Genomic DNA, 16,824 nt, shown 5'->3' with positions numbered 1-16,824 from the left:
TCCGTATCACAGGGCGCGGCGGCCTTTTACCAGCAGCCAGATGAAGAAGGGGGCGCCGAGCAGGGCGGTGATGATGCCCACCGGCAGCTCGGCAGGGGCCAGCAGGGTGCGCGCCAGCATATCGGCCGCCAGCAGCAGGGCGGCACCAAGCAGGGCCGAGAGCGGCAGCAACCTGACGTGGTTGGGGCCTGCCAGCAGGCGCACCAGATGGGGTACCACCAGCCCGACGAAGCCGATCATCCCCGATACCGCCACCGCCACCCCGACGCCCGCCGCGGTGAGCAGGATCAGGCGGCGTTTGAGGGATTGCACATTGACCCCCAGATGACGGGCCTCCCCTTCACCCAGCAGCAGGGCATTGAGGGGATTGGCATCGCGCATAAAGAGCCACAGCAGGGCCGCCAGGGTGAGCAGGGCCAGCGCCACATCGGCCGGTTTGCCTGCAGCCAGCGTTCCCATCTGCCACAGGCTCAGGTTGCGCAGCATCTGATCGTCCGCCAGATAGGTGAGCAGGCCGATCACCGCACCGGAGAGCGCAGTGATGGCGACCCCGGCCAGCAGCATGACGGTGACCGAGGTGCCCCCCTCGCGGGTGCCGAGCAGATAGACCAGGGTGGTGGTGAGCGCGCCGCCGAGAAAGGCGAGCAGCGGCAGCAGACCAACCCCGATGGTGGCTTGCAGCTGCTGGCCGAGGGGGGCCAGCAGCACGATGGCTAGCGCCGCACCGAGCGCCGCGCCGCCGGAGACACCTATGATGCCAGGGTCAGCCAGTGGGTTGCGAAACAGTCCCTGCATCACGGCGCCACAGAGACCGAGAATCCCCCCCACTGCGATGCAGAGCAGGGTTCTCGGAAGGCGAATTTCCTGCACGATCAGCAGCTTGTGCGACTCTATCCCGCTCTCCTGCCCGGCAAACAGCGCCCGCAGGCTCTCGCCCAGGGTGAGAGTCATGGGGCCGGTTGCCAGCGAACCGAGCAGCAACAGTGCCAGTGCGGCCGTGGTAAAGGCCAGCAGCCAGGAGAGGGGTAACCGCATCATGACCCCTGCTTGATCCATTGGGCGATCTGGTTCGCCTGTTGCAGGGAGTTGAGGCTCAGGCCCCCTTGCAGGGCGTGACCGTCGATGGCGTGAATGGCGTTGCGCTTGCCAGCCGGGGTGGCGGCCAGTGCGGGCACTTCGGCCAGCACCTTGGCCGGATCGGCATACTGCTGCCAGTCACGACCGCTAACCAGCACCAGGTCGGGCTGCATCTCGATGAGGGATTCGGCGGATACCGGCTTGTAGTTGCGCAATTCGGCGACCGGATTGATGCCACCTGCCAGCGAGATCAGCGCGCTGGCGGTGGTGTCCCCCCCGGCGATGCTGGTGGGTTGCCCCTTGTGCAGCAGCAGGAAGGCGACCTTGAGCGGTTTGTTCTGGTTGGCTTGCGCCGCCAGCTGATCGGTCTGAGCCTGGATCTCTGCCTTCAGGCGATCGCCAGCGGCTTTATCGCCCAGCAGGCTGGCGAGGGTGTCGATACGCTGGTTGAGGTTGGCGAGGGTCGGCGCGGTATCCAGCACCTCCACCTTGACCCCGGCGCGGCGCAGCTGATCCAGGGTCGGGGCCGGGCCCATCTCGTCGCTGCCCACCAGTCGGGTGGGGGAGAGGCTCAGGATCCCTTCGGCGGCCAGCGCCCGGTGATAACCCACCTTGGGCAACCCTTTTGGCAAGGGACTGCTGACATCGGTGGCGATCAGACTCGATTCACCGCCAAGGGCCAGAATGAGTTCTGTGGTGGCCGGGCCGATACTGACGATACGCTCTTTCTGTCCGTCGGCGGCGGCAACGGCAGAGAAGGGAGAGAGTGAACTGCAGAGCAGGGTGATGGCGAGGGCAAGACGACGGCCCATGCTAACCTCCGAAGGGGTGAATGAAACGGGTGTGCCGCCGAGAATATCAAGGCTTTGGAAAAAATGCACTGATAATGATAGCAATTATCAATTGCATTGGTTTCGGTGCTTTATTAGAGTAGCCGCCATGATAAACAGCGGGACAAGATGGTCCCGCAGAGGGAGAAAACATGAGCATTGCACAACGCATTCACGCGCTGCTGGAGCAGGATCCCGGCGCTCATCCGTCCACCCTGGCGGCCCAGCTCGCCATCAGCGAATGGGAGGTGGTTCGCCATCTGCCCGCCGAGCTGGTGACCCTGCTGCCCGCCGATCGCGCACAAGGTCTGCTGGAAGATCTGGCCGACTGGGGCCCGGTGACCACCATCGTCGAATCAGAAGGTTCCATCTTCGAGGTAAAAGCCCCCTTCCCGAAAGGCAAGGACGCACGCGGTTACTACAACCTGATGGGCCGCGACGGTGAGCTGCATGGTCACCTCAAGCTCGACAACGTGGCGGGGATTGCGCTGGTCAGCAAGCTGTTCATGGGCAAGGAGGGGCACTCCTTCCAGTTCTTCGGTCACTCCGGCCGCTGCATGTTCAAGGTCTATCTGGGTCGCGACGAGAAACGCCAGCTGCTGGCCGATCAGGTCACCCGTTTCATGGCGCTGCGCCACAACTCTCAAGAGGAAGTCAAAGCATGAGTGAACGTCAGGAGCGTCTGCAGAACCGCCTGCAACCGGAGATCCGCGAGTTTCGCGACAGTTGCCGTACCCTGCAGCTTGCCACCGTCGATGGCGAAGGCAATCCCAACGCCAGCTATGCCCCGTTCGTGCTGCAGGAAGATGGCTACTATGTGCTGATCTCCGAGATCGCCCGCCACGCCCGCAACCTGCAACAGGTGCCCCGGGTATCCCTGATGCTGATCGAGGATGAGAGCGGTGCCCGCGAGCTGTTTGCCCGCAAGCGCTTGACCTTCGATGCGGTGGCTGAAGTGGTGGCCCGTGATGACGCCCGCTGGAGCAAGGCGGTCGCTGCGCTGGAGGGGCGTTTTGGCGAGATCATCAAGGGTCTCTCCAACCTCAAGGATTTCAAACTGTTCCGCCTCAAGCCGGAGCAGGGGCTGTTCGTCAAGGGCTTCGGTCAGGCGTTCGCGGTCTCCGGTGACGAGCTGGTGGATTTCGTCCATCTGGTGGAAGGGCACAAGCGCATCGACAACGGTGCCGAGCTCACCAGCCCTGCCGATGCGCCGGTCTGAGGATCCCTGTCGACCACGACAGCCGTCATAACAAAACGGGCAGCCAATTGGCTGCCCGTTTTTATTGCGTTATCTCATCCGGCCTGTTCAATCCTGCCAGCTGGCCTTGTTGGGAAAAGCGCGACGATCGGCGTCGGTGGCCGTTTCGTTGCACTCTCCCCGCACCTTCCAGGAGGTCTGGCTCAGCACTATGTAGCCCTGGCGGCAATACTGCTTGGTCGCCAGGGTTTCGGTCAGCAGATTCTCCTGTAACGCCTCCCGCTGTTCCAGCAGCCGCTGGCTCTGGGCCGCCGAGAGGCCGCGCGGCAAGGTGTCGTTGGGCGCAGCTTCAAAGGTGAACCGCTTGCTCCCCTCCTCGTTGATGTGGGTCAGAAACAGAGGTTCCGGCCCGTCATACTTCTGTCCGGGCAAGCTGGAGCAGGCCGACAGCAAGGGAACAATCAACAACAGGGTGGCAGACAACAGGCGCACGACAGACTCCAGTGAGAAACGAAGCGAGGCTCGCAGATTAGCACGGCTGCAGGGCGGGTGTTACTGCCAGCAGCTCGTCGGTGGTGAGCAGGGTCACACTGCGCCCCTCCGGCAGGCTGAGGTGGCGCCACATCCAGTGATGGTGCTCGGTGATCTGGGCCGCGCTCAGGTGGGGGCGATCGGCGGTGGTGTGACCATCGCTCAACACCAGCACCTCGTACCCATGGGAGGCGGCACTGCGCACCGTGGTGTCGACGCAAAAATCGGTGGCACAGCCACAGAGAATGAGTCGATCGACCGGCTGCTCGGCCAGCAGGAAGGCGAGCTCGGTGTCGAGAAAGCTGTCACAGGCCGTTTTGCGTACCCGGCTCTCCCCCTTGGCCGGTTGCAGCGCACTGTGCAACTGCCAACCCGGGGTGCCCGGTTCCAGTTCGGTACCGGGGGGCGAGTCATGCTGGATATAGATGACCCGTCCCTGTTGCTGCCTGACATGGGCCGCAGCCCGATTGATATTGGCCAGCACCTGCTCCTGGCGGTAACGGGGCTCGTTGAACAAGCCTTGCTGCACATCGATGATCAGTAACACATCCATATTTTACCCGCCGTTTCCTTGACGATTAGGGTTGCAGCCACTGGCTGCAGTCACGACTGCGGGATTGATGCAGCGCGCCCATATCTTGCTTCATCTCGTCACTGTTTTGCCAGCGCTTAGGCAGCGGCATGATGGTTACCTGCACATCGGCTGCGGGATCTGCAACAGAGGTCTCATCTGTGCGGGGCACGACCAGCGCCACCTTGAGGGCAGGATTGCGGCTGGCGATGCGACTGGCGAGCCCAAGCCCCCCCTCGACGTGGAAATTGCCGGCGATATGCATGATCTGCTGGCCCGGGTGCTTGGCGAGATAATCCACCATGCTCTCGGCCATGGTGTCATCCCAACTGGTCTGGGCGGCGAAGCGGCGGGCGTTGCTGTCGGCATCGCCGTGGTGCATGGAGGCCATAAATTTCTGGCGATAGGGGTCATCCCCCAGCGTCAGCTGGCGGGCCAGCTGGCTGCGACGTGTGGCGGGCAGTTTGTCGAGCCACTCAGCCCCCTCCTGACCGACACAGCTCACCAGCGGCTTGGGGGCGTTGGCGGCGATCACCGGCATCTGGTGAGCCTTGGCAAACTCCACCAGCGGGCGGTAGTCGCTCGGATAGTTGGGCCAGGCGTTGCCTTCGCGGATCAAGGCCGCTTCACCAATCTGGTTCGCCAGATAGGCATCCAGCGTCTTCTGATCGGCGCGGCTGAACTGCTCCATGGAGAGGGCCAATGGCCGACCGTGCTGCTGACCAGCGGTGTAGAGCTCGCTCAGCAGGCGCGATTGCAACAGATGCACGGCGGGATGGCTGTGCAGCTCACCCACCAGAATGATGTCGGCGTCGGCAATGCGCGCGATCGCCTGCTCCAGCGTCAGGTCTGCGTCTCCCTCGCTGCTTAGCCGGTAGTCATAGAGCGTCTGCAACTGTGATGACTGGGTCGGTTGGGTGGGGGTGGCACAGGCTGCCAGCAGCAGCGGCAGGGCGAGCAGGGGAAGTCGTCTAATCATGGGATCTCACGGCTGATATGCCCGGATGCCGGTGCATCTCGGGGGGCTAATAGAGAATAAGGGCAACACAGGGCGACAGTGTAAAACCAATTTGGTTCAAAACAAATGAGAATGATTTCGTTTCTTGTTGATCTTTATCGAGAGCCGGGTAATATGCGGCCTGTTTGATAACAGTTCTCAATAAGGATTCGCTGTGACCCATCATAACGCACTCTCTCTGGTTGCCCTCGCCGTGGCGGCTGGTCTCTCTTCCCAGGTCTTTGCTGCCACCCAGAAGGCGGATGAAGTCGTGGTCGTCAGCGGCTCACGGATGGAGCAAAAACTGGAAGATGTCTCCGGCCCCATCTCGGTGATCACCGCCAAGCAGATTGAAGAACAGGTCGTCACCAACGTCGCCGACCTGTTCCGCTACGAACCCGGTGTGACCGTGCTCGGCGGTCAGGGGGATGCGCAGACCTTCATCATCCGCGGCATGGGGGAAAACCGGGTCAAGGTGGTGCGCGACGGTGTGCGCCAGAACGATGCCTACAGCAAGGGCGGGGTTGGCCAGAGCTACTTCGATACCGACATGATCAAGCAGGTGGAAGTGGCCAAGGGGCCTGCTTCTGCCGCCTACGGCTCCGATGCGCTGGGTGGCGTGATTGCCATCACCACAAAGGATGCCAGCGATTTCCTCAAGGGCAAGGATAGTTATCTGGACGTGACCAGCGGTTACGCCTCCAGCAGCCACCAGAAGATGGCGGGCTTTACCGGCGCCCTGCGCACTGGTGAAGTGGAGAACCTGCTGCGCTACACCTGGCGCGATGGCGGTGTGACCCAGAATTTCGACTCCACCAAGAACGACTTCGATATCGGTACCCACGCTCTGCTGCTCAAGAGCAAGTGGAACCTCTCCGATGAGCAGTTCCTCAAGCTGACCGTTGACTACCTGACCGATGGCGAGGAGCCGGATGCGGTCAAGCTCAATAAGGTCGGTACCGGTACTGCCCGTGTCTTTGATCAGCCCATCACCGACAAGCAGACCGACAACCTCTCTGTGGTGCTGGATCACGGCATCGCGCTGAATCAAGGCTGGGCTGATCGGATGGATAGCAAGGTTTACTTCGCCCGCACCAAGCAGACGCTGGATCAGTACGCCTCATCCAAGTATCCGGTCAGCCCCGGCAACCCCTATGTGACCAAAAACTCGCTGGATCACAACGTGTTCGATCAGAAGAACATCGGCGCCCAGCTGCAGTTCCACAAGGCGGTCGCCAACCACCGTCTGGCCTGGGGGGCTGAATACGAGCATACCGACAACGAACGTACCCGTTACAAGGGGCCGACGACCCCCGGTGATTTTGTCGGCTACAACGAGCTGAGTTTCCCGGCTACCACCAGCGAGCGCAGCGCCCTGTGGGCCTTTGACGAAATCAAGTTTGGCGAGCGCTGGGTGCTGACCCCGGGTGCCCGTTATGACTACTACCGGATGACCCCGGACAACGATCCGGCCTACACAGGCGACAAGCTGCACAAGTTCTCCGAAGGGGAGTTGTCACCCAAGCTGGGTCTGGTGTTCAAGGCCCACGAGGCGGCCAACCTGTTCGCCCAGTACAGCCACGGCTTCAAGGCCCCCATGTATGACAGCGCCTTCTCCACCCTGAACCATCAGGCGTACGGCTATCGCATCGAGCCCAACCCGAACCTCAATCCGGAGAGCAGCGACGGCATCGATCTCGGCGTGCGTGGCAACAGCCACGGCTTCAGCTATGAAGTAGCCAGCTTCTACAACAAGTTTGAAGACTTCATCGAGATGGTGGAAGTGGGCAAAGAGGGGCGCACCGCCGTCTACCAGTACCAGAACCTGAGCAAGGCGACCACCAAAGGGGTCGAAGCCAAGGCGGATTACTGGCTCAACGACATCGTCAATGTCTGGGGCAACCTCGCCTACATCGAAGGCAAGGATGGGGATGGCAACTACATCAACAGCCTGAGCCCGCTGAACGGCTCCGTCGGTGTGCGTCTGGAACAGTCCCAGTGGAACTTCAACACCGCGCTGCGCTTTGCTGACAACATGGACAAAGTCCGTAAAGACAGCAAAGGCAACGATTACGTGAAGAGCGCCGGTTGGGGTGTGGTTGATATGTACGCCCAGTTCAACCCGATGACCGACCTGCAGCTCAACGTCGGGGTCTTCAACCTGTTTGACAAGGAGTACACCAGCTACGAGCGCATCGCCGGTCGTGCCGAGGGCTCCGATAACAGCATGATGACCGAACAGGGCCGCAACCTTAGTGCACGGGTCAAATACGTATTCTAAAAAGACAATACACGCAGTGATCGAGGGCTGTTGCCCGCATCGGATCCCCGCCCTGACAGGCGGGGATTTTTTATACATGTAGCTAGGCGTGAGGTGACCCGCTCACCCTATGTTATTCGTTGGCTTCGCCTTTTCTTTGTGTTGGCGAGATATTATGCTATTTGATTCATTGTTAATGATATTTAGTAATTCTTTACAATGGGTGCGACTCGCCTTTGACTTCGACATCGAACTATTTTCTCGACACCGCCGATGCACTTGAGCTGATTACCCGCTTCAATGAGGCCCCTGACGAGCAGACCATAGTGACTCTGTTGCGAACTCTGAGCCAGCAGATGGGATTTGACCACTTCCGGCTGGGATTCATCTTTCACAGTTCAATTCAGCGTCCTGATGTGAGGATTTTCAACGGCTGTCCTGCCGAGTGGGTGCAGGCCTATGACAAACAGCGTTTCTTTGCGGTAGATCCCGTAGTGCGCAAAGGAATGAAGCAGAGCACCCCCATCCTCTGGGCCAACCTGATCACCGAGTGTTGCGATCTGCAGGACGTCGCTGGGTTGGAAGTGATGCTGCAGGCACAAGAGATGGGGCTGCGCGACGGGATCACGATTCCCTGGCACGGGCCGAATGGCCATGTTGGCTTGCTGTCATTGATCACTCGTACGCCATGAACCAAACATCAGTGGTTGACGGCTATTCCCTTTTTAAGCTGGCTGGCGGTGCATGTCTTCGAGGCGGTGGCCCGTGTTTGTCTTGCCGTGCAGCTTCCTCAGGAAGATCTGACGCTACGGGAGCGGGAGGTGTGCCAATGGGCCGCCGAAGGCAAGCAAGTGAGCGATATTGCCCAGATCCTGGGGATCAAGCCCAGAACCGTCACTTTCCATCTTGAGCGGATCGCAGAGAAGCTGGGGGCAAGCAGCAAAAATCAGGCGATATCCTGGGCACTGATGCAGGGGATTGTCAGGCTGAACATTGACACGGCACAAATCGAAAATGTGGATGATAACAGTGCATGATGCTGTCTAACGCAAAAGCTTGCTCATTACGTAGATGAAATTACTGAAAAGGTCAGTTTTGCCAGTGAGTGTGATGACATTGCGCAACTTATTGCACCCATGTGCGTTGAGCGAGAACTTGCGGAATGTAACTGTTTGATAAATAAGGAATAAAAAAGTGGCATGGACGCTGCTAAAGGTTGGTCGAGTGCTATCTCGTTTAACCAATCTATTTAGGAGCATACCCATGCCAACTCCATGTTATATCAGCATCGAAGGTAAAACCCAGGGCAATATCACCGCTGGTGCCTTCACTTCCGATTCCGTCGGCAACATCTTCGTGCAAGGCCACGAAGACGAGATGCTGGTACAAGAGTTCCAGCACGTTGTCACCGTCCCGACCGACCCGCAATCCGGTCAGCCAGCTGGTCAGCGTGTCCACAAGCCGTTCAAGTTCACCGTTGCGCTGAACAAAGCCGTGCCGCTGATGTACAACTCTCTGGCTTCCGGTGAAATGCTGCCGAAAGTGACCCTGAAGTGGTACCGCACCTCCGTTGAAGGCAAGCAGGAGCACTTCTTCTCTACCGTGCTGACCGATGCCACCATCGTTGACATCGACTGCCAGATGCCCCACTGCCAGGACCCGGCGAAGTCTGACTTCACCCAGCTTATCCAGGTCTCCATGGCTTACCGCAAGATTGACTGGGAGCACACCGTTGCCGGTACTTCCGGTGCGGACGACTGGCGCGCGCCCATCGAGGCGTAAGCCTTGCTTCGGTACTTTGGTATTCCTTGTAAGTAGTAATGTGTCTTTGAGCCGGTTGTTCAACCGGCTTCTTGTACTGTGCATTTTCTCCAACCAGGCCAACGGGTTGGCTGGAGCTTTTCTGTTTTGCCATCCCCCTGCCGGGGTTTGATGCCCTGCTGGTGAGTGCGGAGGGATGGCAAAGCACTAAAGGGTGTCCTGTGATGCAGACCCGAACCGCTCGTAACCTGTTAACCCCTTTATCTTTGGTGGCCCTTGCGGCACCGGAGAGGGCGGTAGCGTGGCTGCGCGGTGAGGGCGTGTCTGGGCGCGAGAGTTGGCAAGGGCTCAGGCACTGCTTGGCCGTGACAAGAGGGGAAAGCCATGGCTAATCAAACCGGATTGCAATTTACCGTCAAGGTGGGGGCGCTGCCCGAGAGCACCTTCGTGGTGGCCAGTTTCCAGCTGGATGAGGGGCTGAACCGGCCGTTCAATCTGCAGCTGGAGTTGGCCAGCAGCCAGCCCGATGTCGACTTTGGCGCCGTACTGGACCAGCCATGCGAGCTGATGGTGTGGTACAACGGCGAGCTGCAACGCCGTGTCTGCGGGGTTGTGAGCGAGTTTGCCCAAGGGGACAGCGGCTTTCGCCGTACCCGTTACAGCCTGCAAGTCAAACCGGCCCTGTGGCGACTGGGCCTGCGCCAGAACTCCCGCATTTTTCAGGCGCAAAAGCCCGATGAAATCCTCTCTATTTTGCTGCAAGAGCATGGCATCACCGATTACGCCTTTGCGCTCAAGAATGAGCACGCCCAGCGCGAATACTGCGTGCAGTATCGGGAGACCGACCTCGATTTCGTGAACCGCCTCGCTGCTGAAGAGGGCTTGTTCTACTTCCACGAGTTTGAAGCAGGCAAGCACCGCATTGTGTTTGCCGACGACGCGGCAGCACTGACTGCCGGCCCCGAGCTTTTCTTCAACCTCGGCAACCGCTCGCTGGAACAGGGGCCTTACGTGCGCCAGTTCCACTACCGCGAGGCGGTGCGCCCCTCGGATGTAGAGCTGAAAGACTACAGTTTCAAGACGCCGGCTTATGGCCTCTCCCACAAAAAGCAGGGTGCAGAGCTCGAGCACCAACGGGATACCTACCAGCATTTTGACTATCCGGGTCGCTACAAGCTGGACCCGAGCGGCAAGGCCTTTGCCCAACATCGGCTCGATGCGCTGCGCAATGACGCGGTGGCGGGCAGTGGCAAGTCCAACAGCGCGGCGCTCTTGCCGGGTCAGCACTTTTCACTGACCGAGCATCCTAACGGCAGCCTCAACACCGACTGGCAAATCGTTCATATCCGTCACACCGGTGAGCAGCCGCAAGCCCTGGAAGAAGAGGGGGGCAGCGGCCCGACCGTCTACCACAACGAATTTGGCGTGGTCAAAGCCAGTACCACCTGGCGCGCCCGCATCGGCAGCCCCGAGGCACCTTGCAAGCCGATGGTGGATGGTCCGCAAATCGCCATGGTGGTGGGGCCCGATGGGGAGGAGATTTACTGCGACGAACACGGTCGGGTGAAGCTGCAGTTCCCGTGGGACCGCTACGGCAGCTCTAACGACCAGAGCTCCTGCTGGGTGCGGGTGAGCCAGGGTTGGGCCGGTGGCCAATATGGCATGATGGCCATCCCGCGCATCGGCCACGAGGTCATCGTCTCATTTCTGGAGGGGGACCCCGACCAGCCTATCGTGACCGGTCGTACCTACCACGCCACCAACCGGCCGCCGTATGAGCTGCCAGCCAACAAGACTCGCACCGTGCTGCGCACCGAAACCCACAAGGGCGAGGGCTTTAACGAGCTGCGTTTTGAAGACCAGGCGGGACAGGAAGAGATTTACATCCACGGTCAGAAAGACCTGAACGTACTTATCGAAAATGATACGGCATGGCACATCAAGCACGACCAACACATCGACATCGATAACGAGCGAGTCACTCGCATCAGAAAAGTGCCGGGCAAGGATGGCGCTCTGCCCAGCCTCGGTAATGACCACCTGACAGTTGAAGGCGAGAAACGGGATCACATCAAGGCGGACTATTCGCTGACGGTGGATACCTCCCTGCACCAGAAACTGGGTCAATCCCTGTTGGTGGAAGCGGGTGAAGAGGTGCATATCAAGGTGGGTGACAAGCTGGTGCTAGAGGCGGGCTCCGAGATCACCCTCAAGGGGGGGGGCAGCTTTGTGAAAGTTGACCCGAGCGGCATCAAGCTGGTGGGCCCCGCCATCAAACTCAATGCCGGCGGCAGCCCGGGAGCAGGCTCTGGCTGGGCGGGTCAGGCTCCTGTTACTCCCAAAGGGGTCGAGGTGGTCAAAGCACCGGAACTGGTTGAACTGGTCAAGGCGATTGCCACCGAGAAGGCTATGGAGGCGTTGCTCAAGGCGCTGGAGCCCGATAGCGATTATCAGCCCTCTGCTTGATGTTCGACGAATAACTTAGGATTGAATGACAAAGATGAAAATCGTCTATCCCATGCAACTGGCGGGTGAAAAAGGCTCTAGCGAGATTGCATCCCTCGATGAATTTATCAAGAAGATCAATGGTCTCAAGAGCGGTACCTTCCCGATAGGCCGCAACCGCATTTGGCACGGTGGTATCCACTTCAGTCAAAGCGGAGGCTGGCACCCGAGCGGCGCTGTGCGCGCGATTGCTGACGGGGAGATCGTGGCCTACCGACTGGCGACCAAACCAGCCAAGGCGACCCGTAGCACCGAAGAGGGCAAGCCAGAGGGAAAGATTGACTTGTATACATCCCCTTCGTTTTGTCTGGTACGTCATCGCTACGAAGCCGGTGAGCAGAACAAGAATCGTCTGACTTTCTACAGCCTCTACATGCACATCGCCTGTGAGAACAGCTACAACAGTTCCGAGGCTGCGCGAGTAATGGTCAAGGGGACAGGTGTGTCCACCTATGAACCGGTGGTCGAGGGACATCCTCCCAAGCTGACACGTCGGCTGTCTGGCGATAAACCTGTCTATGCGAAAAGGGGGGCCGAAGTGAAGTTGGTCGGCCAGGAAGTGAAGAACCTGTTTAACCACAACGATGAGCCCCACGATTACTATTTGGTGCACTACGTTGATGACCCTGACAGCCTGTTCCATATTGCGGCAAGCCAATTGCATCAGGAATTTCCACAAAAGCCGACGTGGATGACACCACCAGAAGGCAAACCGGCTCGCCATAAGGTCCCTGGTAATACATGGCTACGTAAAACTGCTGACACCACAGTGGGTAGCATGGGGTTGCCTGCTGGCAGTGAGGTGGTGGTATCCACTGAGCCACCACAGATGGTGAACCTCAATGGCGGCACGACTGAGTTTCGTAAAGTACAGGTTTTCAAGGTGGGCAGCGGCACTGTCAAAGACAGTGCCAATCAGGTGATGACCAATGCCAGCAAAGGTGCCGTTGGCTGGCTGGCAAAAAGCAAGATGGGGGCCGGACTGACCGCAGAACCGAGTATCCCTGTCGAATTCAAAGACGATGCGGTCGTTGACCGCAGCGCAAATCCGATACCGGTGCAGGCCGGAGAGATCATCGGTCATTGGGGTGAGCATGAGCTAGTCACTGCCGGTGCCAGCGGTTTCGAGAAAGACGCAGATAGCAAAGCCGTGCACTTTGAGGTGTTTGTGGCAGAGAGCGACAAACAGGCGCTTGAAGATTGCATCAATAACAAGGCGCGAGTAACCGGTGGCCAAGGCTACCTGCTGGTAAAGAAAGAGGTCACTACCTATCGTCTCACCAGCGATAGCCAGCATGGTTTTCACGAGGTTGCCAATTTTGGGCCGCTGGTCTTACCGTTGGCGGTGAAAGAGTCTGATATTGTCACTCATGGTGCCAACAATTTTGTGAAAGTGCGTGAGCGGACTGCTGCGGACGGGGAGTTGCCTGGCGAGTTCGTATTGAAGGGCGGTGATGTCGAAGTCATCAGTCAGCACGACTGGCACAAGCTGGGCGTCAAGCTGGTCGATGGCAGCAGCGATGACGATGGATTTTTGGACAAGGCTGATACCGAGAGTGAAGAGCCGCACCAGAAAGAGGCGAGCAAATTTTTTAGTACCCTCTATGACAAGCTGGTGACAGACGGAGACAACGATGGCACCCTGAGCGGCAATGAAATCAAGGCCGCGCTGGCCGATGAGGAGTTGGCGGGCAAGTTGCGGATGTTGTTTATCAAGCACAAAAGCGAATGGGTAAAGCCAGGCCAGGAGTGGCCGCGCTTAAAACAGGAGTTGGCTAAGCAGCCAAAGCTCTATGAATATGCCATGCAGGTACACAATAATATGGCATGGATGGAAGACGCCAGTAAGATATTGGGTGATACCAAACCTTGGTTTATTCATCCGGCTGGGATGATATTATTGGTTAGAAATCAGAATGGCTTTAATATTAATCGCCTGTATTTTTTTGAAAAATATAAAGATTTTTACCCTCTAAGCGAGAGCCAAAGAAAAAATATATCATTGATGTTTGATGCAATCGAACAGTATTATTCTGATGATGTAGGCTCTTGTAACGAACAAAAAGTTGCATATATGTTGGCCACTGCAAAGTTAGAAACTGGTGATACTTTTGCTCCAATATCAGAGATTGGGGGGAGGAATTACTTTGAAGGTATGTATGATTATTTTCTTGCTAAAAATGAAGATAGAAAAAAAGTAGCAATCGCGCTTGGCAATCTTCAGCCTGGCGATGGTGTCAAATATCATGGCCGTGGTTTTGTTCAGTTAACAGGTCGTTCAAATTACGATAAAGCTGGTAACTATTTAGGTGTTGATTTGCTGAATGCTCCAGAGTTGGCCAAAGACCAAGTTATTGCAGGTAAAATTATGTGCTGGGGCATGGAAAACGGAATTTTTACCGGCAGAAAGCTAGACCACTATTTTTCAGCTAGTAAAGCGGACTATTATAATGCTCGCAAAATAATAAATGGGTTAGATAGGGCGCAAGATATAGCGGATTATGCTAAGAATATATCCTCATGTATTTTAATTTCAAGGTGAACAGATGTTTTATTCACGGATTATGTTATATTTATGTGTATTTGTGGTCTCGCTCTCAGTGTTTGCCTCACCTAGTTTTGATTGTGGAAAAGCAGAGTCATCAATTGAGAACATGATATGCTCTGATAAGGTTTTGTCAGAATTAGATAGCTCTCTGTCCACTCAATATAAATATGTGCTGAAGACCTACCCTAGCTCGGCATCTTCAATAAAGGATGAACAAAGGACCTGGTTGCGTGAAAGGAAAAAATGCACCGATAACAACTGCTTGATTTCAATGTATGAAAAACGAATTAAGTTTTTACATGACAAGGCAAATGCTAAGTTAAATGTTGTATTGTCACCACCAAACGTTGTTGTAACATTGAGTGGCCAACGTCTTGTTATTAAAGATGTAGCACCACAAGGAGGTACAACATTCTCAACTTTAATTTATGGTGAGAATAAATTCTCTGTATGCACAGAGTATCTTGCCTCTGCAATAAAGAGAGTTGAGTGCAATGTTTTTAAAAGGGGTGGTGAAAAAATATTTTGGGCTTTACATAGTGAAGCCAAAATAGACTATGATTCGTTTTCAGCTATTTTCATGAAATTGGATAATGTGTCATACAATGAAGAAGAACAATACAACGTCGCAAAAAAAATAGATGGCTATCAAGATCTTTATAAAATTAGTAGTTCAACAACCAATGTGATTGAAATTGATCGAAATGGCGTGCTAGTAAAAAAATCCAAGTTGAGTCTTTCTAACGAAGATTTTTATAGCAATCTTGGACAGATTTCAGTTGATTATTTGCGATGAATCTTGTTAATTAAAATGCATTTCATTATTTGAAAGTTACAGTGAGTTGTTAATTTTTACAGTAAGTTAAAGAAGAGTCTCTGGTAGAGACTCTTCTTTCTTCATTATGGAAACTTAGTTCAAAAGCAGCTTCTTTTATTTTTTTATATGTACAGATATAGTTATCACCTGACACCGGCTTAACGCCGGTGTTTTTATCGCTACAAATAGTTTTGGTGCAGGATAGCTCGAAGATGTGCTGTATCCAGATGATCTCTTGTTGAGAAGATGGATTTAAGTTTGAATACGTTCTGCAGATCCAGGTAATGAAAAAAGTGATTAGGGGACAAAAAAGAAACCCGCCATGGGCGGGTGGAAGGATTGCAACACTAACCAGGAGGAGGTGTTACCAAGTAGACCCCACCTCTTCGGTAATAGTTCAATTTTATTGAAGTTTTTTCGTTTTCTTCGCGGGGTTTCCATCGGGATCTGCGGGGGAGGATGGGTTATCATTCTGCTCCCGTCATCCGGTTGCAGAGGATCTATGCCCGCGTTTTCCTGGTTAGCGCTCTTTTTCGGCGCCTTCTATTTTGTCTACGGCGCTTACTTGCCGTTCTGGTCGCTCTGGCTGGAGGGGGTGGGCGTCAGCGCCGAGATGATTGGTCTCCTGCTGGGGGCGGGGATGGCGATCCGCTTTGCCGGCAACCTGATGGTGATGGGGCAGATCAAGGGGGCGGGCCATCTGCTGCCGGTTACCCGCTTGCTCTCCCTGCTCAGTCTGCTGGCCTTTCTCGGCTTCTATCTCAGTCATAACCTCTGGTGGCTGGTGGGCTTGACCCTGCTGGCGAACTTTATCTATCCGACCCTGATGCCGGTGGGAGAGGCGCTGGCGACCCGAATGGTGGTGCAGGCGCACCTCGATTACGGCAAGGTGCGGCTGTGCGGCTCCTTTGCCTTTATCGTCGCTTCTACCCTGGTGGGGGCGCTGGTGGGCAACTTCGGTAGTGACTGGATTTTGCACACCATGGTGGCGGGGCTGGTGCTGATGCTGCTGCTCAGCTGGCTGCCGCTCTATCCGGCGCCACAGGATAGTCAGGGCGAGCGGGCCAAGGCCTCTTTGTTGGCAACCCTGCGCAGCGCACCGGTACGTCGTTTCTTGCTGCTGACCGCTTTGCTGCAGGGGAGCCACGCCGCCTATTACGGTTTCAGCGCCATCTACTGGAAGGCGCAAGGGTATAGCGGCACCATCATCGGCTATCTCTGGGCGCTCGGGGTGGTAGCGGAGATCTGCATGTTCGCCGCTGACAAGCGGTTCTTGCAGCGCTTTGGCGCCCAGAGCCTCTTTATCGCCGGTGCCATCGGTTGCGTGGTGCGCTGGGTATTGCTGGGTGCCTCGACCGAGTTGTGGGTACTGGTGCTGGGGCAACTGCTCCACTCGGTCACCTTTGGCATGAGCCATCTGGGGGCGGTGCGCTTCATGACCCGCCAGCTACCGGCCGAGCAGTTGATCCCGACCCAGTCCCTTTACGCAGCGCTGGGTCTTGGCATGACGGTGGCGGCTCTGATGGCACTCTGTGGCGTGCTGTTCGAGCCACTGGGCGGCGGCATCTTCTTCCTGATGGTGTTGGTGGTCTTGCCGGTTTTCTTCCTGCGGTTGCGACCCTTTGCCCCCTCTGCGCAGGAGGGTGCTACGGCCTGATACAGCTCTATCTGAATCATCATCTGGAAAAAGGGAGAGCCATGGCTCTCCCTTTTTCGTTGCTGCGGTTTG

15 protein-coding genes are annotated in these 16,824 nt (G+C 56.6%); 10 read left to right on the top strand and 5 right to left on the bottom strand.

Going from position 1 to position 16,824, the window contains the following annotated elements; translation table 11 throughout:
- Nucleotides 1-6: 6 nt before the first annotated feature.
- Both AACT07_RS02290 and AACT07_RS02285 read right to left on the bottom strand, forming a co-directional pair.
- A complete protein-coding gene (locus tag AACT07_RS02290; RefSeq protein ID WP_005335261.1) occupies nt 7-1,038 on the bottom strand; it encodes a FecCD family ABC transporter permease in 1,032 nt (343 codons plus the stop codon).
- Entirely contained in the window at nt 1,035-1,889 is an 855-nt protein-coding gene (locus AACT07_RS02285; protein WP_069526470.1) for a heme/hemin ABC transporter substrate-binding protein, read from the bottom strand. The genes AACT07_RS02290 and AACT07_RS02285 overlap by 4 nt, the downstream gene beginning before the upstream one ends.
- Before the next feature lie 170 nt (nt 1,890-2,059).
- Between AACT07_RS02285 and hutX the strand changes: the two genes are divergently transcribed.
- A complete protein-coding gene (gene hutX, locus AACT07_RS02280; protein ID WP_042080089.1) occupies nt 2,060-2,572 on the top strand; it encodes a heme utilization cystosolic carrier protein HutX in 513 nt (170 codons plus the stop codon).
- Nucleotides 2,569-3,126, top strand: coding sequence for a heme utilization protein HutZ (gene hutZ, locus AACT07_RS02275; protein ID WP_005335257.1), 558 nt, complete (start codon nt 2,569-2,571; stop codon nt 3,124-3,126). The genes hutX and hutZ overlap by 4 nt, the downstream gene beginning before the upstream one ends.
- Nucleotides 3,127-3,213: 87 nt before the next feature.
- On the opposite strand, the gene AACT07_RS02270 is transcribed toward hutZ, so the two are convergent.
- Genes AACT07_RS02270 through AACT07_RS02260 form a run of 3 tightly spaced genes read right to left on the bottom strand, consistent with a single transcriptional unit; the run spans nt 3,214 to nt 5,186 of the window.
- Nucleotides 3,214-3,597: a hypothetical protein gene (locus AACT07_RS02270; protein ID WP_005335256.1), complete on the bottom strand. Its 384-nt coding sequence runs from the start codon at nt 3,595-3,597 to the stop codon at nt 3,214-3,216.
- Nucleotides 3,598-3,634: 37 nt separating this feature from the next.
- Nucleotides 3,635-4,189: a cysteine hydrolase family protein gene (locus tag AACT07_RS02265; RefSeq protein ID WP_005348211.1), complete on the bottom strand. Its 555-nt coding sequence runs from the start codon at nt 4,187-4,189 to the stop codon at nt 3,635-3,637.
- Between the two features lie 25 nt (nt 4,190-4,214).
- The gene (locus AACT07_RS02260) at nt 4,215-5,186 is read right to left on the bottom strand and encodes a ChaN family lipoprotein (RefSeq protein WP_069526469.1); all 972 of its coding nucleotides are present in this window, start codon (nt 5,184-5,186) and stop codon (nt 4,215-4,217) included.
- Between the two features lie 193 nt (nt 5,187-5,379).
- Between AACT07_RS02260 and AACT07_RS02255 the strand changes: the two genes are divergently transcribed.
- From AACT07_RS02255 to AACT07_RS02220, 8 genes are all read left to right on the top strand, one after another.
- Nucleotides 5,380-7,485, top strand: a complete 2,106-nt coding sequence (locus tag AACT07_RS02255; RefSeq protein ID WP_069526468.1) for a TonB-dependent hemoglobin/transferrin/lactoferrin family receptor — start codon at nt 5,380-5,382, stop codon at nt 7,483-7,485.
- 215 nt (nt 7,486-7,700) lie between these two features.
- Nucleotides 7,701-8,156: an autoinducer binding domain-containing protein gene (locus AACT07_RS02250; protein ID WP_253182217.1), complete on the top strand. Its 456-nt coding sequence runs from the start codon at nt 7,701-7,703 to the stop codon at nt 8,154-8,156.
- A 15-nt stretch (nt 8,157-8,171) separates the two neighbouring features.
- On the top strand, nt 8,172-8,501 hold the full coding sequence (locus AACT07_RS02245) for a helix-turn-helix domain-containing protein (RefSeq protein ID WP_253182216.1): 330 nt from the start codon (nt 8,172-8,174) through the stop codon (nt 8,499-8,501).
- Between the two features lie 226 nt (nt 8,502-8,727).
- Nucleotides 8,728-9,246, top strand: a complete 519-nt coding sequence (hcp1, locus tag AACT07_RS02240; RefSeq protein WP_005332563.1) for a type VI secretion system effector Hcp1 — start codon at nt 8,728-8,730, stop codon at nt 9,244-9,246.
- A gap of 363 nt (nt 9,247-9,609) precedes the next feature.
- Entirely contained in the window at nt 9,610-11,691 is a 2,082-nt protein-coding gene (gene tssI / locus AACT07_RS02235) for a type VI secretion system Vgr family protein (protein WP_069526466.1), read from the top strand.
- 34 nt (nt 11,692-11,725) lie between these two features.
- Nucleotides 11,726-14,272: a glycoside hydrolase family 19 protein gene (locus AACT07_RS02230; protein WP_253182215.1), complete on the top strand. Its 2,547-nt coding sequence runs from the start codon at nt 11,726-11,728 to the stop codon at nt 14,270-14,272.
- A 4-nt stretch (nt 14,273-14,276) separates the two neighbouring features.
- Nucleotides 14,277-15,074, top strand: a complete 798-nt coding sequence (locus tag AACT07_RS02225) for a lysozyme inhibitor LprI family protein (RefSeq protein ID WP_083249900.1) — start codon at nt 14,277-14,279, stop codon at nt 15,072-15,074.
- A 523-nt stretch (nt 15,075-15,597) separates the two neighbouring features.
- Nucleotides 15,598-16,752 (top strand): 3-phenylpropionate MFS transporter, encoded by a 1,155-nt coding sequence (locus tag AACT07_RS02220; RefSeq protein WP_069526465.1) that lies wholly within the window; start codon nt 15,598-15,600, stop codon nt 16,750-16,752.
- Nucleotides 16,753-16,824 lie beyond the last annotated feature (72 nt).

Source organism: Aeromonas sp. ANP5 (genome assembly GCF_963870295.1).
GTDB lineage: Bacteria > Pseudomonadota > Gammaproteobacteria > Enterobacterales > Aeromonadaceae > Aeromonas > Aeromonas veronii.
Note: the sequence above shows the minus strand (reverse complement) of the source record. Positions and strands in the feature narration are given on the sequence as shown.

Bases quoted from the DNA above. Each gene is read 5' to 3' on its own strand.
- AACT07_RS02290 (WP_005335261.1), bottom strand. From the start codon at position 1,038: ATGATGCGGTTACCCCTCTCCTGGCTGCTGGCCTTTACCACGGCCGCA.
- AACT07_RS02285 (WP_069526470.1), bottom strand. From the start codon at position 1,889: ATGGGCCGTCGTCTTGCCCTCGCCATCACCCTGCTCTGCAGTTCACTC.
- hutX (WP_042080089.1), top strand. From the start codon at position 2,060: ATGAGCATTGCACAACGCATTCACGCGCTGCTGGAGCAGGATCCCGGC.
- hutZ (WP_005335257.1), top strand. From the start codon at position 2,569: ATGAGTGAACGTCAGGAGCGTCTGCAGAACCGCCTGCAACCGGAGATC.
- AACT07_RS02265 (WP_005348211.1), bottom strand. From the start codon at position 4,189: ATGGATGTGTTACTGATCATCGATGTGCAGCAAGGCTTGTTCAACGAG.
- AACT07_RS02260 (WP_069526469.1), bottom strand. From the start codon at position 5,186: ATGATTAGACGACTTCCCCTGCTCGCCCTGCCGCTGCTGCTGGCAGCC.
- hcp1 (WP_005332563.1), top strand. From the start codon at position 8,728: ATGCCAACTCCATGTTATATCAGCATCGAAGGTAAAACCCAGGGCAAT.
- tssI (WP_069526466.1), top strand. From the start codon at position 9,610: ATGGCTAATCAAACCGGATTGCAATTTACCGTCAAGGTGGGGGCGCTG.
- AACT07_RS02230 (WP_253182215.1), top strand. From the start codon at position 11,726: ATGAAAATCGTCTATCCCATGCAACTGGCGGGTGAAAAAGGCTCTAGC.
- AACT07_RS02225 (WP_083249900.1), top strand. From the start codon at position 14,277: ATGTTTTATTCACGGATTATGTTATATTTATGTGTATTTGTGGTCTCG.
- AACT07_RS02220 (WP_069526465.1), top strand. From the start codon at position 15,598: ATGCCCGCGTTTTCCTGGTTAGCGCTCTTTTTCGGCGCCTTCTATTTT.